This is a genomic window from Stieleria neptunia (genome assembly GCF_007754155.1).
GTDB lineage: Bacteria > Planctomycetota > Planctomycetia > Pirellulales > Pirellulaceae > Stieleria > Stieleria neptunia.
Genome location: NZ_CP037423.1, coordinates 5,072,045 through 5,089,527, shown reverse-complemented (window position 1 = coordinate 5,089,527; position 17,483 = coordinate 5,072,045). Strand labels below are relative to the sequence as shown.

At 57.3% G+C, this 17,483-nt stretch carries 9 protein-coding genes; 8 read left to right on the top strand and 1 reads right to left on the bottom strand.

Annotated features, from left to right (window positions below; all coding sequences use genetic code 11):
* Positions 1-54 precede the first annotated feature (54 nt).
* Entirely contained in the window at positions 55-615 is a 561-nt protein-coding gene (locus Enr13x_RS17635) for an RNA polymerase sigma factor (RefSeq protein ID WP_145388213.1), read from the bottom strand.
* A 189-nt stretch (positions 616-804) separates the two neighbouring features.
* Between Enr13x_RS17635 and Enr13x_RS17630 the strand changes: the two genes are divergently transcribed.
* From Enr13x_RS17630 to Enr13x_RS17595, 8 genes are all read left to right on the top strand, one after another.
* Positions 805-3,279 (top strand): protein kinase domain-containing protein, encoded by a 2,475-nt coding sequence (locus Enr13x_RS17630; protein ID WP_145388211.1) that lies wholly within the window; start codon positions 805-807, stop codon positions 3,277-3,279.
* Positions 3,280-4,109: 830 nt separating this feature from the next.
* Complete coding sequence (locus Enr13x_RS17625) at positions 4,110-4,805, top strand: FadR/GntR family transcriptional regulator (protein WP_145388209.1); 696 nt, start codon at positions 4,110-4,112, stop codon at positions 4,803-4,805.
* 84 nt (positions 4,806-4,889) lie between these two features.
* Positions 4,890-6,281 carry a glycoside hydrolase family protein gene (locus tag Enr13x_RS17620; RefSeq protein ID WP_145388207.1) on the top strand — a complete coding sequence of 464 codons (1,392 nt, stop codon included), beginning with the start codon at positions 4,890-4,892 and terminating at the stop codon, positions 6,279-6,281.
* An 8-nt stretch (positions 6,282-6,289) separates the two neighbouring features.
* On the top strand, positions 6,290-7,150 hold the full coding sequence (locus tag Enr13x_RS17615) for a leucine-rich repeat domain-containing protein (protein WP_145388205.1): 861 nt from the start codon (positions 6,290-6,292) through the stop codon (positions 7,148-7,150).
* A 293-nt stretch (positions 7,151-7,443) separates the two neighbouring features.
* Positions 7,444-9,552 (top strand): S8 family serine peptidase, encoded by a 2,109-nt coding sequence (locus tag Enr13x_RS39555; RefSeq protein WP_145388203.1) that lies wholly within the window; start codon positions 7,444-7,446, stop codon positions 9,550-9,552.
* 62 nt (positions 9,553-9,614) lie between these two features.
* Positions 9,615-11,858 carry a M6 family metalloprotease domain-containing protein gene (locus Enr13x_RS17605; protein WP_145388202.1) on the top strand — a complete coding sequence of 748 codons (2,244 nt, stop codon included), beginning with the start codon at positions 9,615-9,617 and terminating at the stop codon, positions 11,856-11,858.
* Positions 11,859-12,471: 613 nt separating this feature from the next.
* A complete protein-coding gene (locus Enr13x_RS17600; protein WP_197456105.1) occupies positions 12,472-15,348 on the top strand; it encodes a PSD1 and planctomycete cytochrome C domain-containing protein in 2,877 nt (958 codons plus the stop codon).
* A gap of 61 nt (positions 15,349-15,409) precedes the next feature.
* Entirely contained in the window at positions 15,410-16,801 is a 1,392-nt protein-coding gene (locus tag Enr13x_RS17595; RefSeq protein ID WP_145388198.1) for a DUF1501 domain-containing protein, read from the top strand.
* Positions 16,802-17,483: the final 682 nt, after the last annotated feature.

Genomic DNA, 17,483 nt, shown 5'->3' with positions numbered 1-17,483 from the left:
CCCTCGAACCCTGTCAACGATTTGGCGATTTGATTCAGAAACGAGCCAGATTCTTCAGCTCAAGAGATCATCGAGATCAGCGCGTATCCGTCGAAGCACGCGAGATTTGGCCAGATAGACGGCGTTTAAGCTGATGCCAAGTTCCGTTGCGATTTTCGAGGCCTGCTGCTCCTCCACCACGCTCATCCAGCACGCCCGCCAGGTGGTCTCCTCGAACTCGGTGCGAATGTACGTCAAGATTCGCTGCGCGAGCATTTGTTCGTATTCTCGATCCGACAAAAACTTGACATGGTCGACGTCCGAAGCATGCCCGGATTCGGCGAGTTGAACATCCGACCGGCAGCGTTTGCGAAGAAAATCGCGTCCACGATTGACCGCAACGGTCTTCAGCCAGCTGCGGAAACTCTTCTTGGGATCGTAGCGAAACCCATGCATCCGACGGACAAGCGTGAGCATCACGTCCTGGGTCAGATCATTCGCATCGGACTGCGAAAGCTGAAGCGCCGTGGCCCAGCGGTGAATCATCGGCGTGTAGATCTGGACAAATTCCTGCCATGCTTGATGGTCCGAAGCGTCGCGTAGACGACCCAGGAGCGTGGCAGAAGTGGATTCCAAGGCACGATTCCGCTGATAAGGCGAAAGAAACTTTGTTAGGATAATCGCTGTACACCTGATCCCTCAAGAGTCAATGGACAAGAAATCGATGCCGGAACGACCAAAGTCCTGACAGGTTTTGCCGACCTTGGTCGTAAAATTCAGTAAATACGCGAATCATCGGATCGAAACACGACTTCGAGGCCTCCATTGAACATCTCCGTTTGCCCCGACCCCGAAACACTCCGGCGATTTCTGATGGGGCAGATCCGTGGTTCGGCAGCTGATGAACTGGAGGAACATTTCACCGGCTGTCGTTCCTGCCTGGAACAGACAAGTCGATTGAATCAATCGGATCCCTTGACTGACGATCTTCGAGCAACCCAGTTTCAGGCGGCTGACGATCCGAATCTTGAGAGGCTGACGCAGCAGATCCAGCAAGAGATGAGTCTCTTGCAGACACGATCTGAATCGGATGCCACGCTCGCATCGCCACAGAATCGTTCCGACGATTTATCTCTTTGTCACCGGCAGATGGTCGCCGCGGCCACGGACGACGCGATCGGCCAGCTCGGTCACTACCGAGTCTTGAGATTCCTCGGCGAAGGTGCGACGGGAATCGTGTTCCACGGCGAAGATCTGGTGTTGGGTCGAAGCGTGGCGATTAAGATGCTTCGCCCAAGTTGCGGAGCGACTCCCGTTCATCGTCAACGATTTCTTCGCGGCGCCAGGGCGATGGCTGGAATCGAACATGACCATGTCATCGGCATTCATGAAGTCCATTCAGACTCACCGATTCCTTATCTCGTCATGCCACTGCTGGAAGGCGAATCGTTACAATCAAAGCTGGATCGCGAAGGCCGGATAGCGCCCGAAGTGGTGATGCAAATCGCGCGGCAGATCGCCAGCGGACTCAGTGCGGTCCATCAATCCGGTTTGGTTCACCGCGACATCAAACCCGACAACCTTTGGATACGAGCTTCCGACCAACGCATCTGCATTTTGGATTTTGGGCTGGCACGTGAAGTCTCAGATCCAGATCTAACGGAACAGTCAACCATCCTTGGCACGCCGCGATATATGGCGCCTGAACAGGCAACCGCTCAGGCAAGCGTGGATCATCGCAGCGATCTCTTTAGCCTCGGAGCGATTCTCTACCACGCCCTGACTGGAAAGTTTCCCTTTCCGGGACGTACCGCGATGGAATGCATGGTATCGGTCGCGAAAGATGACGTGCTGGCGCCTCACCTGTACGATCCCGAAGTGCCCCACGGCTTGTCGAACATTGTCGTTCGGCTACTCGAGAAAGATCCTGCAAGGCGATACCAGTCGGCCGAGCAACTTTCCAGCGCGCTTGAATGCCAGGATCAACTCAAACCTCCGCGTAAGCCTCTGCTTCCGATCAGCGTGTTGTTCGGATTCGGTGTCTTTCTCCTGCTCGCCATCGTCACAGTGACGATCAAACGCAGCGACGGAACAACGACGACCGTGACGGCGGAGCTCGAGGGCGATGCAACGCTTGATATCGCGATTGACGACACCAAACCGGAACAACTGGAGATTCATTCGACCGAATCGATTTCTTGGAACGATCGCCAAGCTGCAGTCTGGGCGATTGATCGCGGCGGGATTGTCGATGTCCAAACCGCCGCTGTTGCGGCTTCGGACTTGACGACGGTCCGTCAAACGTCCGATCTTCCCGAGGGTGAATTTCGACTGATCCGCATTTACATCGATGGCAGCGTGACTGATGACCAGACGCTGTCAAAACTGACTCAGCTAGCACATCTTCGTGTGCTGCACGTGCTGGGCAACGCGTCGCTGACAGACAAAGGCATGCAGTCGATCGGAAAGCTGCGGTCGCTCCAGCATTTGAGAATTCGCTGCGACAATCCCTACACCTGTCCGATCAGCGACGCGGGAGTGGAGCAACTTGCCGAGCTGGACCAACTCAAGGTGTTTCGTGTTGACGCCCACCGGTTTACCGATCGGTCGTTGCAAGTGCTATCGAAATTACCGCAACTGGAATACGTCGGATCCTATGTTCCCGAGGTGACCGACCAAGGGCTTGAACATCTCAAAAGTTTGCAACGGTTGATGTATTTGCACTTGAGTGACGCGAGCCAGATCACCGATCAAGGTTGTCGCTATCTCGCTGAGTGCGAAGAAGTGCGCGAACTTTCGCTGAAGGATGCGAGTTTAACCGCCCAGTGTCTTGAGCCGCTCAGCCGACTTCAATGGCTGTACACGCTGGAGATTCCCGGCACGAAGCTTGACGACGCAAGTGTTGACACCCTGTCTGAATTGAGTCGTCTCAAAATCCTCTCACTCGCCGGCTGTGGTATCACGAGCGAGAGTCTCCGGCATCTTGTCGACTTGCCACTTGAAGTTTTGGATGTGGCGTACAACCCGATCAACGACGGAGGGATCTCGTTATTCAATCAATTCCCGAATCTCTACGCACTGAGCCTTTCGGAAACCAAAATCTCCGATGAGGGGCTGAAGCAGTTACGGTCGGATCGTTTAACCGTCTTGAAATTGAACGGGACATCGATCAGCGATGAATCGATTGACCACTTGATGACAATCACCACACTCAACCAGCTTCATGTCGTTGGCACACCATTGTCTCAGGAAGGTCGGCAACAACTCAGCAAAAAAATCCCAACGGTGTTCGGCCGCTGAGAGGACGGCGATTGCTTTCGAGACGGGGGCGACCGAGTGGGCTTTATGATCACGGAAAACAGCGACCGTTAGGTCGCGTCTGCCGAACCGCCGGTGTCGAGTTCCTTGGCTACCAATTCCACGGTTTCGGCGGCCAGATCCGAGTGAGTCCGAAGAGTCTCTTACGATGAAGCCCATCCCCCGGCCCATAGGGACAGGAGCCGTTTTGTAAGACTGGCCAATTTCCCCGAGTCGGCTCTGCCAATGTACTGAAGGCCGGCTCCGGTCTAGTCAGCGCGTTGAACTTAGCAACGCACGATCAATCAGTGTCGGCTTTCGTCGTGGACGAGGTGACGAGTCCTTCGCGATAGGACTGGGCACCTCGTCCACGCCCCCAGTAATCGTGATCGAACCATTTGCGAAGCTTTGTGATGGGGGCAAAACGATGGGGGCAAAACGATCGCTGACTGGAATGGTTTTGCCACATCGGACGCCGACTCGTCATCGTATCTCAGGGTACCAACCATCAAGTCCGGAAACCAATCACTCGCAAATTCAGTCGGTCGATGATACCCACTGGGCCGGCCCATTCCGCTCGATGTCCCGGTGATGATTGCGACTTGCCCGCTGAGAGGCTTGGGCGGAAAGGTGCACGCCCCGGCTGGCTCGGTGGGAACACCGATCGTCGACTGGTATGACCACAGGGTGGGTGAAACGACGTGGTTTCATGGTCAGAACAAAATCAGCCGCTTTTGTTTGACTGTTGAACGGCGGACTGGTATGACATGTAGGGATTGAACAGGGCGGAGGTCGTCCACGCGAGAAGTCATGTCTTCATTAGGGAAGGCCCGATGGGCAGTTCTGCCACGTCAACCGAAACGGTTTTCCAACAGATGCTCCAGAACGTCCAGTCAGGTGATTGGGAATCGGGTAGCGAGATCCCCAGTGAACGAAGTTTGATTGATGAATTTGGGGTCAGTCGCATTGCGATTCGCGAAGCCCTGTCCATGCTTCGAGGGCTCGGCGTGGTCGACATCAGCCACGGGCGACGGACGCGAGTGAAACCCATCGGTTCTGAAACGCTTGGCAACCTTCTGCCGCTGATGCTGTTGTGCGGCGGCCAACGGACGTTTGACCAAGTGTTTGAAGTGCGACTGGCGATTGAATCTCAGACGGCATCGCTGGCCGCGCGACGGCGAACGGACGAGCATCTCGTCAAGCTAGACATTTTGCTGCAGCGTTTTCGCGACGCGATGACATCCGCCGAGAGTGATGCTCAACCGGTCGACCTTGAGTTTCATCTCGAGATCGCCAGAGCGGCAGACAACCCGCTGTTCCCGGTGCTGCTGGAGGCGCTGGCCGGTTTCGTCGCCTTCGCACAGAAAGAAAGCTGTCGGAATGATTTGAACCGTCGTCAACGAGCCATCCTTGCTCACGAATCGATTGTGGAGGCAATTCGTGATCAGGACACCGATCGCGCTCGGGTGGAGATGGAATCGCACTTGCGGTACAGCATGACCCGGAAGATTGAGCAAACCGAATCGTAACGCACTGGGCCAACTTACTGGGCCAACTTACTGGGCCAACTTTCTGGGCCACTTCCAAACCTTCCTTCCATCGTGAGATTTCTGATGCATCACTTCTGTTACGCAATGATGGTTTCAATCCTTCTAGCCAATGTCGCGATCGCCGACGATGTGCTTGTGCCGACGATCCAGGGACCGTGGATTCGCATCGCAGGCAATCCTGATCTGGGTGAATACACGGGTCCGAAACAACAACCGGTGGACTTCGCCGTCTGGCAGGCAGCGGACGGAACGTGGCAAGCCTGGTCGTGTATTCGGCGCACGAAGTGTGGTGGCAACACCAGGCTGTTTCATCGTTGGGAAGGAGAAAGCCTGACACAACCTGATTGGAAACCGATGGGCATTGCGATGGAATCGGATCCGTCGGTCGGCGAAGTCCCCGGCGGGCTGCAGGCCCCGCATGTCGTTCGCGAGGGGGGACAGTTTCACATGTTCTATGGAGACTGGAACAACATCTGTCATGCAGTCAGTGATGATGGAAAGAACTTTCAACGCGTGATCCAGCCATCGGGGAAGACCGCCCTGTTCACAGAAGGGAGCGGCACAAACACGCGCGATGTGGTGATGCTGAAGGTCGGCGACATTTGGCACGCCTATTACACGGCATACCCGAATGATCAAGGAGCGGTTTTTGTTCGCACGACAAAGGATTTTAGAATCTGGAGCGACTCCACGACCGTCTCGTTCGGAGGCCTCACCACAACGGGGAAATTCTCTGCGGAGTGTCCGCACGTTGTGCAGCGAAACGGCCGGTTCTATCTCTTTCGTACTCAGCATTACGGAACGGACGGCATTTCGACGGTGTATCATTCGACCGATCCGATGATGTTCGGCATCAACCAGGACGAGCGATACTTGGCAACGCGTCTGGCCGTGGCTGCACCGGAGATCGTGCATCACAACGGCAAGGACTTCATTGTTACGCTGACGCCGGAACTTGATGGGCTGCAGATCGCTCGGTTGGCATGGTTGCCGAAGCCGACGGTCGGTAAGTCGCTCTGGTCGTTTGACGACAAAGATGTGCGGGCGGGGTGGGAAATCGAATCGGGCAATCTGCCCGGCCCTTTCACGAATTCGAAGCGAAGCGATTTCAATTCGTTGCATGAATACTTCGTCGGCACCTCCGAGCTCGAAGAAGGTTTCGACGACTCGCGAATGGGGCAGATCCGGTCGCCGGATTTCGAGGTGACCGAAGCGTCGTATTACGCGATGATTTCCGGCGGTGTCGACAAGACGCTCTATCTTGCAGTCATCGACTCCGCCAGCGGAGACGAAGTGCTGCGGGTGAAAAATGCGACCAACTCCAATTTCCTTCGGCCCCAGTTGATTCAGACGGACCAGCTGATCGGGCGTCGCGTCTTTCTGCGGATCGTGGATCAAAGCACGGATGCATGGGGACACTTTAATTTCGGCGGACTCTACACCGTCGTTCGCTGAAAACCGTCATGCGTGAATTGTTCGTTGTTGCCATCCTTTTTTTGTCCATTCTACCTTCAGCCGCAGGCCAAACGATGGACATCACGAAAGACTCTGCGGGTGAAATCGTCGAGATCGTCGCTTTTGAGGGATTGTCTCCTGACGACGACCTGCTGACCAAGATCCCGTCCCTCGGAAAACTGCGAAAGCTGTCTCTGAGGTGTACCCCCAAGAACCGTGTCACCGTCTACGAAGATTGGTTTTTAGGCAAGGCATCGCTCGAATCGATTGCTCTTGTCAATTGCGAATTGAGTGCCGACGCTTTCAGCGCATTGCTACGAGTCCCTGCCCTGGGCAGCCTGGACCTTACCGGAGCCAGTATTTCACCGGGGGCGTTGCCAAAAGCAAGGTTTCATGCAGAGAGCGTGAGTTTTGCTTCGTGCAATCTTGACGATGCCTTTATCACCCGCATGATTGGTTGCGGAGTGCTTGATAGCGCACATCTCATAAACCTGAGCGGCAACGCGGTGACATCCAATCACATCCTGAAGCTTGTCGCCAGATCGACTGATTGCGAAGAGTTGAGCCTAAACCAAACACACGTTGACGACGAAAGCATTCCAGGCCTTCTAAAGCTAAGGTCCCTCGTCGCCTTGGACATGAACGACACTAAGTTCACTGGGAATGGCTTCGAAAAATTGTGTGGCCTAACGCGGCTTGAGCAGCTTCGGGCCAATCGAGTAACGCTTCATCTCAAACAGGCGGAAGCGTTTATTGAGCACCCTCAGCTTGCCAGGTTCGAATTTGACTATAGCGGCCTTTCGCTCGAAGAACGAATTCAGCTAACCAAGAAGCAGCAGAGCATTCTGAGTGAGCGAAGAAGAAAGTGATGAGCCACGGCAGCAAGGTCTGATGGCGGCGTCCTTTCATTCCCAACCGTTCTCATTGCGTTCCCACTGGCTTCCGTATGCATTCTGTTGTCGACAACGAGAATGGACAACGGTTGTGGGGGCGCAATTTGTCTTGGGGCCGCGGAAAAAGGGGCAGCCGCGGAGAAGGGGGCCGGTACCCAAAACCAAATGGCCGGCAGGGTGCTTCGCATTTCGGGTACCTGACCCTTTTTCCTCTCGACAAACGCAAGCCGTAAATTTGAAGCAGACCAAGCACTCGTGTGAGATTGATCATGCCGGTCGTCAGCTATGGTGAAAGTGATGAAGAAGGATTCGAATTGGCCGAGAGTCGAGAGCTGATCGCGATCCGCACCCGCTCGAATCGATCATTGAGATCGAAGTCGAGCGTTTCGGATCCGGTGGAGGCACACTTGAGCGATTGCGAGTTGGTGTTGCGGTTTCCGGAAGCGGGGGTGGAGGTTTATCGCGTGCCGAAGGGGGAGAGGAAGCCGGCGATGCAAAACCGAAAACGTGCTTTGCGTCAGCACCATGACGTCCGCTTTGCGGGCGGCGTCCTGATCGACAACGATGCACAAGAGCCCGTGATCTACACGGAGAACTTGTTCATCAAATTCATCGACAGTCTGGATGACACCGAGTGCGAACGAATCATCCGCGAGGCGAATTTGATTCTCAAGGAGAAACTCGGATTCGGCATCAACAGCTACTTTGTGCAAGCGACCGAGGGGACGGGGCAGCGTGTCTTTGACATGGCACTGCAGTTATTGTCGCGGCCGGAAGTGCAGTATTGTCATCCGGAATTGGTTCGCCCTCGCAGTCGCAAATCGATCGGTTCGCAGCAGTGGCATCTCGGACCTGTCACGCGCGATGGGCTATCGGTCAGCAACCATGCGCATGTCCTGATCGCGCACGAACTGACACGTGGCGGGGAGGTGTTGATCGCGATCATCGACGACGGATTCGACATCGACCACGCAGAATTTTCGAGACCTGGCAAGATCGTGGCGCCGTTTGATGCGGTTAGTCAGTCTTCCGATCCGCGTCCCCGAGACCCCTACCCCGACTATCCCGACGACCACGGAACGGCTTGCGCAGGTGTCGCCTGTGCGAGCGGAATTGACGGTGCGATCGGGGTCGCCCCGGATGCTCGATTGATGCCGATTCGATTGATGGCCAACCTGGGCTCGATGGCAGAAGCGAAAGCCTTTCAATGGGCCGCCGACCATGGTGCGGACGTGATCTCGTGTAGTTGGGGCCCCGAAGACGGGCCCTGGTATTTGCCGGAACATTCGCTCCACGATCGTGTGCACCATCTGCCGACGAGCACACGCATGGCAATCGACTATGCGTTGTCGACTGGCCGTGGCGGTCTCGGCACACCCGTCCTGTTTGCCGCCGGCAATGGCAACGAGAGTGTCGAGAACGACGGCTATGCCAGCTACGAACCGGTGATTGCCGTCGCCGCCTGCAATGATCGCGGCACGCGGAGTGTCTACAGCGACTATGGTCCGTCGATTTGGTGCTGCTTTCCCAGCAACGATTTCGAGTTTGTCGCCGAGCAGCATCCGGCGCCCATCACTCCCGGGATTTGGACGACCGATCGTTCCGGCGCTGTTGGATACAATCCCGGCAGCCCGCATGCAGGCGACGCGATCGGAAACTACACCAACTCGTTTGGCGGCACCTCCAGCGCTTGCCCGGGTGTCGCGGGGGTCGTCGCGTTGATGTTGTCGGTCAATCCCGATTTGACTCCGCTTGAGATCAAGGATTTGTTGCGGCGTTGCTGTGACCCGATCGATCCGGAAGGGGGCCAGTACGACGATGGCGGCCACAGCGAGTCCTACGGATACGGTCGCGTCAACGCGCGTCGTGCCGTCGAATTGGCGGTCCCGACGCTGGCACCGCGGCTGGAATTTGTCCGTGATTTCTACACTTCGATCCCCGATCGCGGCGCGGCAAACGTGACGATTGACATCCAAGACCCGGGATCCATCGAATCGATCGACGTGCTGTTTGACATTGAACACAGCTATGTCGGCGACCTTGTCGTGACACTCAAACCGCCGCGCGGCGCCGGATCCAAGGTTGTTCTGCATGACCGTCAGGGGACATCCGCAAGCGGAATTTCAAAATACTGCCGCATGCAGGCCACTCCCGGACTCGAACGTCTGGTGGGAAAAAAGTGCCGCGGCAGTTGGACGCTGGAGGTCGAGGACCAAGCCGTCCGCGACGTCGGCACCATCGTCCGATTCGGGCTGGTCATCACACTTCAGTCCTCGGCACAACAGATCGCTTTGGCCCGCTACACCAAACGCAACTCGGCTCGGTTGATCCAGCGTCCGATGTCGCTGGCTCGACTGCAGCGAGACTATGTTTCCTGACAACTTCGCGGAGCGCTCTTGCTTTCGGCTTCTTCTCTTTCATCTCTTTAGGAGTTCACGTCATGTGGCTACGACAAATCGGATGCGCCTTCATCGTCCTCTGTATCGCGACCGAGCAAAGTGCGATGGGGAACCTGGCGAGTCCGTTCCCGGTGGAGGTCACGCAGCCGTCGGGTGAGACGATTCAGCTGTACATTCGCGGCAACGAGAAGTTGAACTGGTACGAGTCCGTGCCGGAAGCCAGAAACATTCAGCGCGGGGGCGTGCTGAGCCCGGCTGATGCGGCGCTCGCTGCCACTCCCGGGTACACGGTCATGAAAGACGCCAATGGGCGTTACGTCTATGCACAGCTGGATGCCAATTCCAATTGGACGCCCACCGATGTCGCGGTCGGATCGGAGGTGCCACAAGACCTGACGCGGCGGTTGATTCCACCACCGGAGAATGTGCAGCGGATGATCCGCAGCCGATTGCCGGAACAGAATATTCCGTCCCGCGCTGCGGCGCCGCTGGGAACGGTCAAGAACCTGGTCGTGTTATTGAGGTTCGCAGATCATGCCAACCGAAATTTGCCTTCGAAGGCGGATTACGATCAACTCTTCAACGCGCAGTCCCCGGTGCCCAATCTTGCACCGACAGGGAGCGTCAAGATGTTCTACCAAGAGAACTCCTATGGCAAGTTGAACTTGGAGTCGACGGTGGTCGACTGGGTCACGCTGCCGAAAACGGAATCGTACTACGCCAACGGCCAGAGTGGACTCAGCTCACGGATTTGGGAAGCGCTCCGCGATGGACTTGATATCGTCCGTGCGAGTGGTTCGGTCGACTTTGCCGAGTTCGACAACGAGAATGGCGGCGCGGGGGACGGTTGGATTGACGCAATCACGTTCGTTCATTCGGGATATGCGGCAGAGTTCGGCGGGGTCGCGGGCGGCGCCGACATGGAGGATCGAATTTGGTCGCATCGCTGGACGATGACTCCCTGGACCGATCCGGCGTCCGGTGTGAAAGTGAGCAACTACAACATCAATCCTGGAATCTGGGGGACGAGTGGAACCGCGATCGGCCGAATCGGCGTGATTTGTCACGAACTCGGGCACTTCTTCGGCCTACCCGACCTGTATGACTACAGTGGCAAAGGCGAGGGCTGTGGATCGTGGTGTTTGATGGCGAACAGTTGGGGCTTTGATGGCAGTCAATTTCGTCCGCCACACATGTCGGCTTGGTGCAAGATCTTTCTCAGTTGGAATTCCGCCCAAGTTCTCTCCACGCCTGACACTTACGAAATTGAACCGACCGCCCTGCCGGGCGCCAACATCTATCGAATCAACTACCCGAGCGGTTCGTTAAGTGAATATCTGCTGATCGAGAATCGGCAAGCGGTCGGTCGCTACGAAGGCGCAATACCGGCCGGAACGGGAGGGCAGGGAGGGCTGGCGATCTGGCACATCGACGACTCGGTTCCGGAAAATGATCAGCCCGGGTATCCCGGTTCCCCCGGCTATCCCGCGGAGCATTATAAGGTGGGCCTGATTCAAGCCGATGGGCTTTGGGAGCTCGAAAAGGGATTGAACCGCGGGAATGCGAACGACGTTTTCCGACAGGGGCACAATGATTCGCTTACTTCCGCAACGAATCCGAAGTCAGATTCGTTTGCCGGAGTCCAGTTGCCACCGATCAAAAACATTTCGGCGTCCAGTTCCGAGATGTCCTTTCAGTACGGCGACGACCCAATCGTCGTCAACGATACGCTCCTCGCGGGCGTGGTGAATGTCGAAGTACCGACGAGTCACTCCGTCAATTTCAGTTCCGACGGGAAAGCCGCTACGATTCTAATCGATCGGTTGTATAGCTATTCCTATGGGGATGCCGCAGAGGTCAAGCACGCTACGTTTGTGCTGCCACTCAAAGACGCCTCCGACGACGCGACGGTGACGATCCAGGTCCGCGGGTATTACAGCACGGACGATGGGTCGGTGGGACGTGCGATCCTATCCGCCAGTGGCAAGACGGCGATCATCGATCCCAAAACCAACACGGCATCGCAGGGATCACGAGCGGCGGACGCTGATGCAAAGGCCGCCAAGCGAGAGACGCGCGGGGCGACAGCGGAGAAAAGACGTCGCGGCAACAATCCGAAACCGTCGGGTGTGACCGGAAATGACTTCTTCTACGAGTTGTCCACAAAAGTAGTCGTGGAAGAGAAGCTTCCGATCACGATCGTGCTGCAAACGGAGCGATTGACGAAAGACTCCATCGGCGCCTATCTCGTCGTTGACTCCATCGATGTAGAAATCAAACCTTAGGCACACGATGCCCTGGCGGGACGGCAACACCAAGTTGTTGATGATGAGTCCGGTGATTTTGGATCATCAAAGTTTTTGTTGTTCCGTCTTCCGAGTCTGCTGAGATGGCAGAAAAATGGGGGCAGAAAAATAGGTGGGCTGCGAGGGAAGCGGGCGACAGGAAAATGGGTGACAAGAAAATTGGGCCTGGGACGTTCTGGATGTCTGGAAGCTGAGCCGTGTCCGCGTGTGACTCGGTTGCCCCATTGGAAATTGCTGCGGGCGTTCCCATCTTCTTGTCACCCATTTTCTTGTCGTTGCGTCTTCCGTGTCTCTCATTTTTCTGCCATCCCGGTCGGTCGCACTCATCCGGCCCCACCGACCTGCACCGCGACGCGCGCAGACGCACGGAAACGGTGTTAAACTAAGGGGCCACCCCACCTTGGAAGACTGCTGAATCTGTCGTCTTGATTCGGCCGCGGGCCTGATTGACGTTTCCGCGTGGATTCGTCGAGAGGGCGTGCGGCGTGCTTGCCGACAGTTGCTTTCCCTCCCACCCAACTTCCTCGTGCGGCGAAAGCGATGCTGGGCGCTCCCCCGCCGTTTCTCGCCTTGATAGACGATGAGGCAATCGATGACGACTCGCCAAGCTCCGAACGGCCGAATGGTTTTCCGGATTGCGATTCCGCTGTGCTTGGCGGTTGGCCTGTGCGGATCGTCTGCGACGGCAAGCGACATCAGCTTCAGCGGCGACGTGCGGCCGATCCTGGCGGAGTACTGTGTTCAGTGCCATGGCCCGGACGAACAGCATCGCCAAGCCGACTTGCGGCTGGACATTGCCAACGACAGCACGACGGCGGCGATCGTGCCGGGTGACCCCGATGCCAGCGAAATGATCTTGCGGTTGACGAGCGCAGATCCGGACATGCAGATGCCGCCCCCGGAAATGCAAAAACGACCGACGGCAAGAGAGATCGAGATCCTGCGGCGTTGGATCGACCAGGGCGCAAAGTTTGAGGGGCATTGGGCGTATCAACCGATTCGCAACCCCGAAGTCCCCGAGCCCAAGGGCGCCGCTTCTACCGAGATCGATCGCTTTATCGTCGCGGCGTTGGAGAAGAACGGCCTGACGCTTGCCCCGCGGTTAGACCGCCGGCGGCTGATTCGGCGAGCCACGTTTGACTTGATCGGCCTGCCTCCCTCGCCACCGGAGGTCCAGGCGTTCGTCAACGACGCCGCCCCCGACGATCAGGCGTTTGCCAAGGTGATCGATCGATTGCTCCGGTCGCCCCGTTATGGCGAACGCTGGGGTCGTCATTGGCTGGACATCGCTCGCTATGCCGACACCCACGGCGGTTCGGCCATCGGCTTCACGCGATTTCCGTTTTCGTACACCTATCGCGATTATGTGATCGCTGCGTTCAACGAAGACTTGCCCTACGATAAATTCGTTCTGCAACAACTGGCCGCCGATCAACTGGACCTGCCGGACAACGATCCCGCTCTGGCGGCGTTGGGGTTTTTGACGGTGGGCATGCAGTTCCGTAGCGTGCATGATTTGATCGACGACCAGATCGACGTGGTCACGCGTGGATTGATGGGTGTGACCGTGGCCTGCGCCCGCTGCCACGACCACAAATTCGACGAAATCCCCACCACCGATTACTACGCCCTGTACGCGACCCTGGCCAGCAGCGAGTCGCCGGACGAACTGCCGGTGCTGGGCGAACCACCGCTGACAGACCCGCTGCGCGACTACCAACGCCAACTGGTAAAACGACAGACGATCTATCGCGATATGGCTCGCGATCAGATGGAAGTGATGCGGAACCGTTTGCGCAGCCAAGTCGGTTTGTACTTGACGGAGTTGGCCAAGGGCGTCCCCGAGCAAGATCTCTCGGCGGCGTTCCTGTCCTACCGCACCGACGATGTGCGTCCCGTTGTGCTTCATCGTTGGCGGATCTATTTAAACACGCTTAGCGAACAGGATCCGGTGTTCTTTGCTTGGGTCCGGCTGCAGGAGACTCCTGCGGAACAGTTCCAAGCGGCGTGCGAAGGATTGGTGCAGACGTTGAAGGCGGAGAACGGCGATCCGGCGAAGTTCAAAGATCTGCACAACATGAGCGTGGAGGCTCCGAAATGGAATCCGCGAGTTCTCGACGCGCTGGAGGAATCCAAACCGGCATCGCTGATCGAATTGGCCGAAGCCTACGGCAAACTGTTTGCGGAGGTGCATCTCGGCTGGTTGACGGCGTTGCACGAGGCATCCTTGGAAGCGACGCCGGCCGGGGATCTGATCACGGACGAGGATCCGCGACACGCTGAAATCAATAGCGCGATCAATCAACAGCTGCGGCGACACTTGTACGAATCCGGCACCCCGACCGATGTGCCGGACGAGCTCGCTGCCAAAATGCTCAACCGCACGGTGTCGGATAAACTGTCCGGCAAGCGTGGCACGATCCACAACTTGCACCTGAACGCGCCCGGTTCGCCGCCTCGCGGCATGGTGCTGGCCGAATCCGAAGCGCCGCCCGAAACCCGCGTGTTCCTCCGCGGCAATCCGATCCGCCGTGGCGAGCGGGTCGAAGCGCGGTTCCTGACCGCTGTGGCTCCACACAACCCGACGCCCTTTGCCGATGGACAGCGCCGTCGTGGTCTGGCCGATGCCATTGTCGATCCGGAAAACCCGCTGACCCGACGTGTCATCGTGAACTGGATTTGGCGGCATCATTTTGGTTTGGGGCTGGTCCGTACGCCCGATGACCTGGGGACCCGCGGCACACCGCCCACGCATCCGCAGCTACTCGATCACTTGGCCACAGCGTTTGCCGATGACGGCTGGTCGATCAAGAAAATGCACCGCCGGATCATGCTGTCGGACGTGTACCAGCAGGCTTCGGTGGAGAATACAGAAGCGCGCCGACGCGATGCGGAGAACCGCTTGCTGTGGCGGATGCCGCGCAAACGTTTGGATATGGAATCGATGCGAGACGCGTTGTTGGCTGTTTCGGGCGAACTGAACACGACGACCATGGGCGGTCGACCGTTCGACCTGGAAGCCGATCCGGTGGTCCCCCGCCGCAGCGTGTACGCGTTCATCAATCGTGACATCATTTCTAGTTTGTCCAGCACGTTTGATGGTGCGGACCCGACATCGTGCACGGTCAAACGCCCCGACACGATCGTCCCCCAGCAGACGCTGTACGCTCTGAACTCCGCCTTCGTTCAGGACCGGGCTGCCGCGGTGGCCGAGCTGGCTGTCGATGCGGCCGCGACAAATACAGACCGCGTGGAATGGTTGTACGAGCGGATTTATTTGCGCCAGCCCGATCAACAGGAACGCGACTTGGCGATCGCCTTTGTCACTCGTCCCCAGCGACAAGTCGAGACGCCTGATGAAGACGCAACCGAAGTGGCATCCGTTGCGGCCGTGGCGAATGAAACCGATCGATGGGCTCAATTGGCTCATGCCATGCTGGCCTCCAATGAGTTTGTTTTCCTGGATTGACCGGCCGGCCGATTGGATGACTCATCCGTCACACAGAGATCCTTACACGAGCAAGATCATCATGGACAACTGCTACATCTCGCCTCGTCGGCAGTTTCTGCGCCGCTGTGGCCTGGGGATCGGATCGGTGGCTCTAGCCGAGATGCTGGCCGGTCAGTTGGCAACCGCCGGGGCCGCAACCCACTTTCCGGCTCGCGCCGAGCATGTGATTCACATCTTTCTCAACGGCGGCATGTCGCAGGTGGATACTTTTGACCCGAAACCCGAACTGACCCGTCGCGCGGGTCAGATGTTGCCGTTTGATAACCTGCAGACCGAACGCAAGACGGGGGTCGCCCTGCCGTCGCCGTTTCAATTTCAACAGCACGGCGAATGTGGGATGCCGATCAGCGACTTGTTCCCGCGTGTGGCCCAGTGCGCTGACGATTTAGCAGTGATTCGGTCCATGTACGCCGAATTGCCCAGCCACGAAATGATGCTGATGTTGATGAACACCGGCCATTCCCGTTTGGTGCGTCCCAGTTTCGGGTCGTGGTTAACCTGGGGCATGGGCAGCGAGAATCAGAACCTTCCCGGATTTGTCGCACTCTGTCCGGGCGGTCTGCCGGTGGCGGGGGCAGGCAACTGGCAATCCGCGTTTCTGCCGGGCAGCTACCAAGGCACCTTGGTCGACACGGCTCAGACCGATCCGACCAAGCTGATTCGTCATATTCGCAACGAGCGGATGAGCCAATCGGATCAACTGGCGCAGCTGGAAGTCCTGCAGACGCTCAATGCCAGGCACTTGGCAGGGCGTCCCGATGAAGCTGATTTGGAGGCGCGGATTCAGTCGTTTGACCTCGCGTACCGAATGCAAATGGAAGCCACCGATGCGTTCGATACCAGTCAGGAGTCGGAACACACGTTGAAGCTGTATGGCGAAGGGATTCAAAACCGCCAACTGTTGCTGGCTCGGCGTTTGGTCGAACGCGGCGTGCGGTACGTGCAGGTTTGGCACGGTGCCGGTCAGCCATGGGACAGTCACAACAACATCAAGGACGCCCACCGCAATGTCGCGAACCAGTGTGATCAAGGGATCGCGGCCCTAATCAACGATCTCAAGCAACGCGGCCTGCTCGGCAAGACATTGATCCTGTGCAGTGGCGAATTCGGACGCACGCCGTCAGTGGAACTGGGGCAAAACGGATCGGGTGCCAGCCAGGGGCGCGATCACAATCACTGGGGTTTCTCGCTCTGGATGGCAGGGGGAGGCATCAAGGGCGGAACGATCTACGGTGCGACCGATGAGTTCGGCTTCAAAGCCGTCGAGAACCCGGTCTCGGTGCATGACCTGCACGCCACGATGCTGCACCTGTTGGGCTTCGATCATGAACGCCTGACGTACCGATACGCAGGTCGTGATTACCGCCTGACCGACGTCTCGGGGCAAGTCGTCCACGACGTCATCGCCTAAGGACAGGTTTTCCGGGTGGAGCCATTGGTTCCATGTGTTGAAATGCTACTCAAGGCATGGTGCACCGGATTCGAAATTGCTCGGCGGATCGGGACGGTCGTCGGAGACCGGGCTGGAAAAGAGGCCTGACCCGTTTTGCGGCGGCCAGCTTGCCCGCTTGGCGATTCATCGATCCCATCGCCATGCTCACGGCCTACCGAAGTTCGCAGCTGAATGCGGAGGACGGACTGGAATCGCTGCTCCGACGTCGACGATAACCCGATCGTGTTTTGCAGAAGGCCGTCAAGAAATACGACCCAAGAATCTGACTCGCACAGCGATCGGATGCCGTGACTCTTGGAGCGGCTGATTGGAAGAAGACAATCGCCAGATCAACGGCAATCGGGCGGTGCCACCCATTTGCCACCGCCCGCCCAATAGTGAGCCTTTGGCTGAAGAAACGGGGTTTCGAAAAACCCCGTGACTACCAAGTGCGGATGAGAGGATTTGAACCTCCACCCCCTTATCGAGGACTAGAACCTGAATCTGCAAATCAAGGTTGAATCAAAGTTGTCTCGGTGTTGCAAACGCAATGAATCGCGGACTCAAACGTCGATCGACGTTGCAATCACATGGTATCGAAGTTGCCTCCAAGTTGCCAACGCTGCCACCATTCTGCCACCACTTCAGCACTAATCGAACC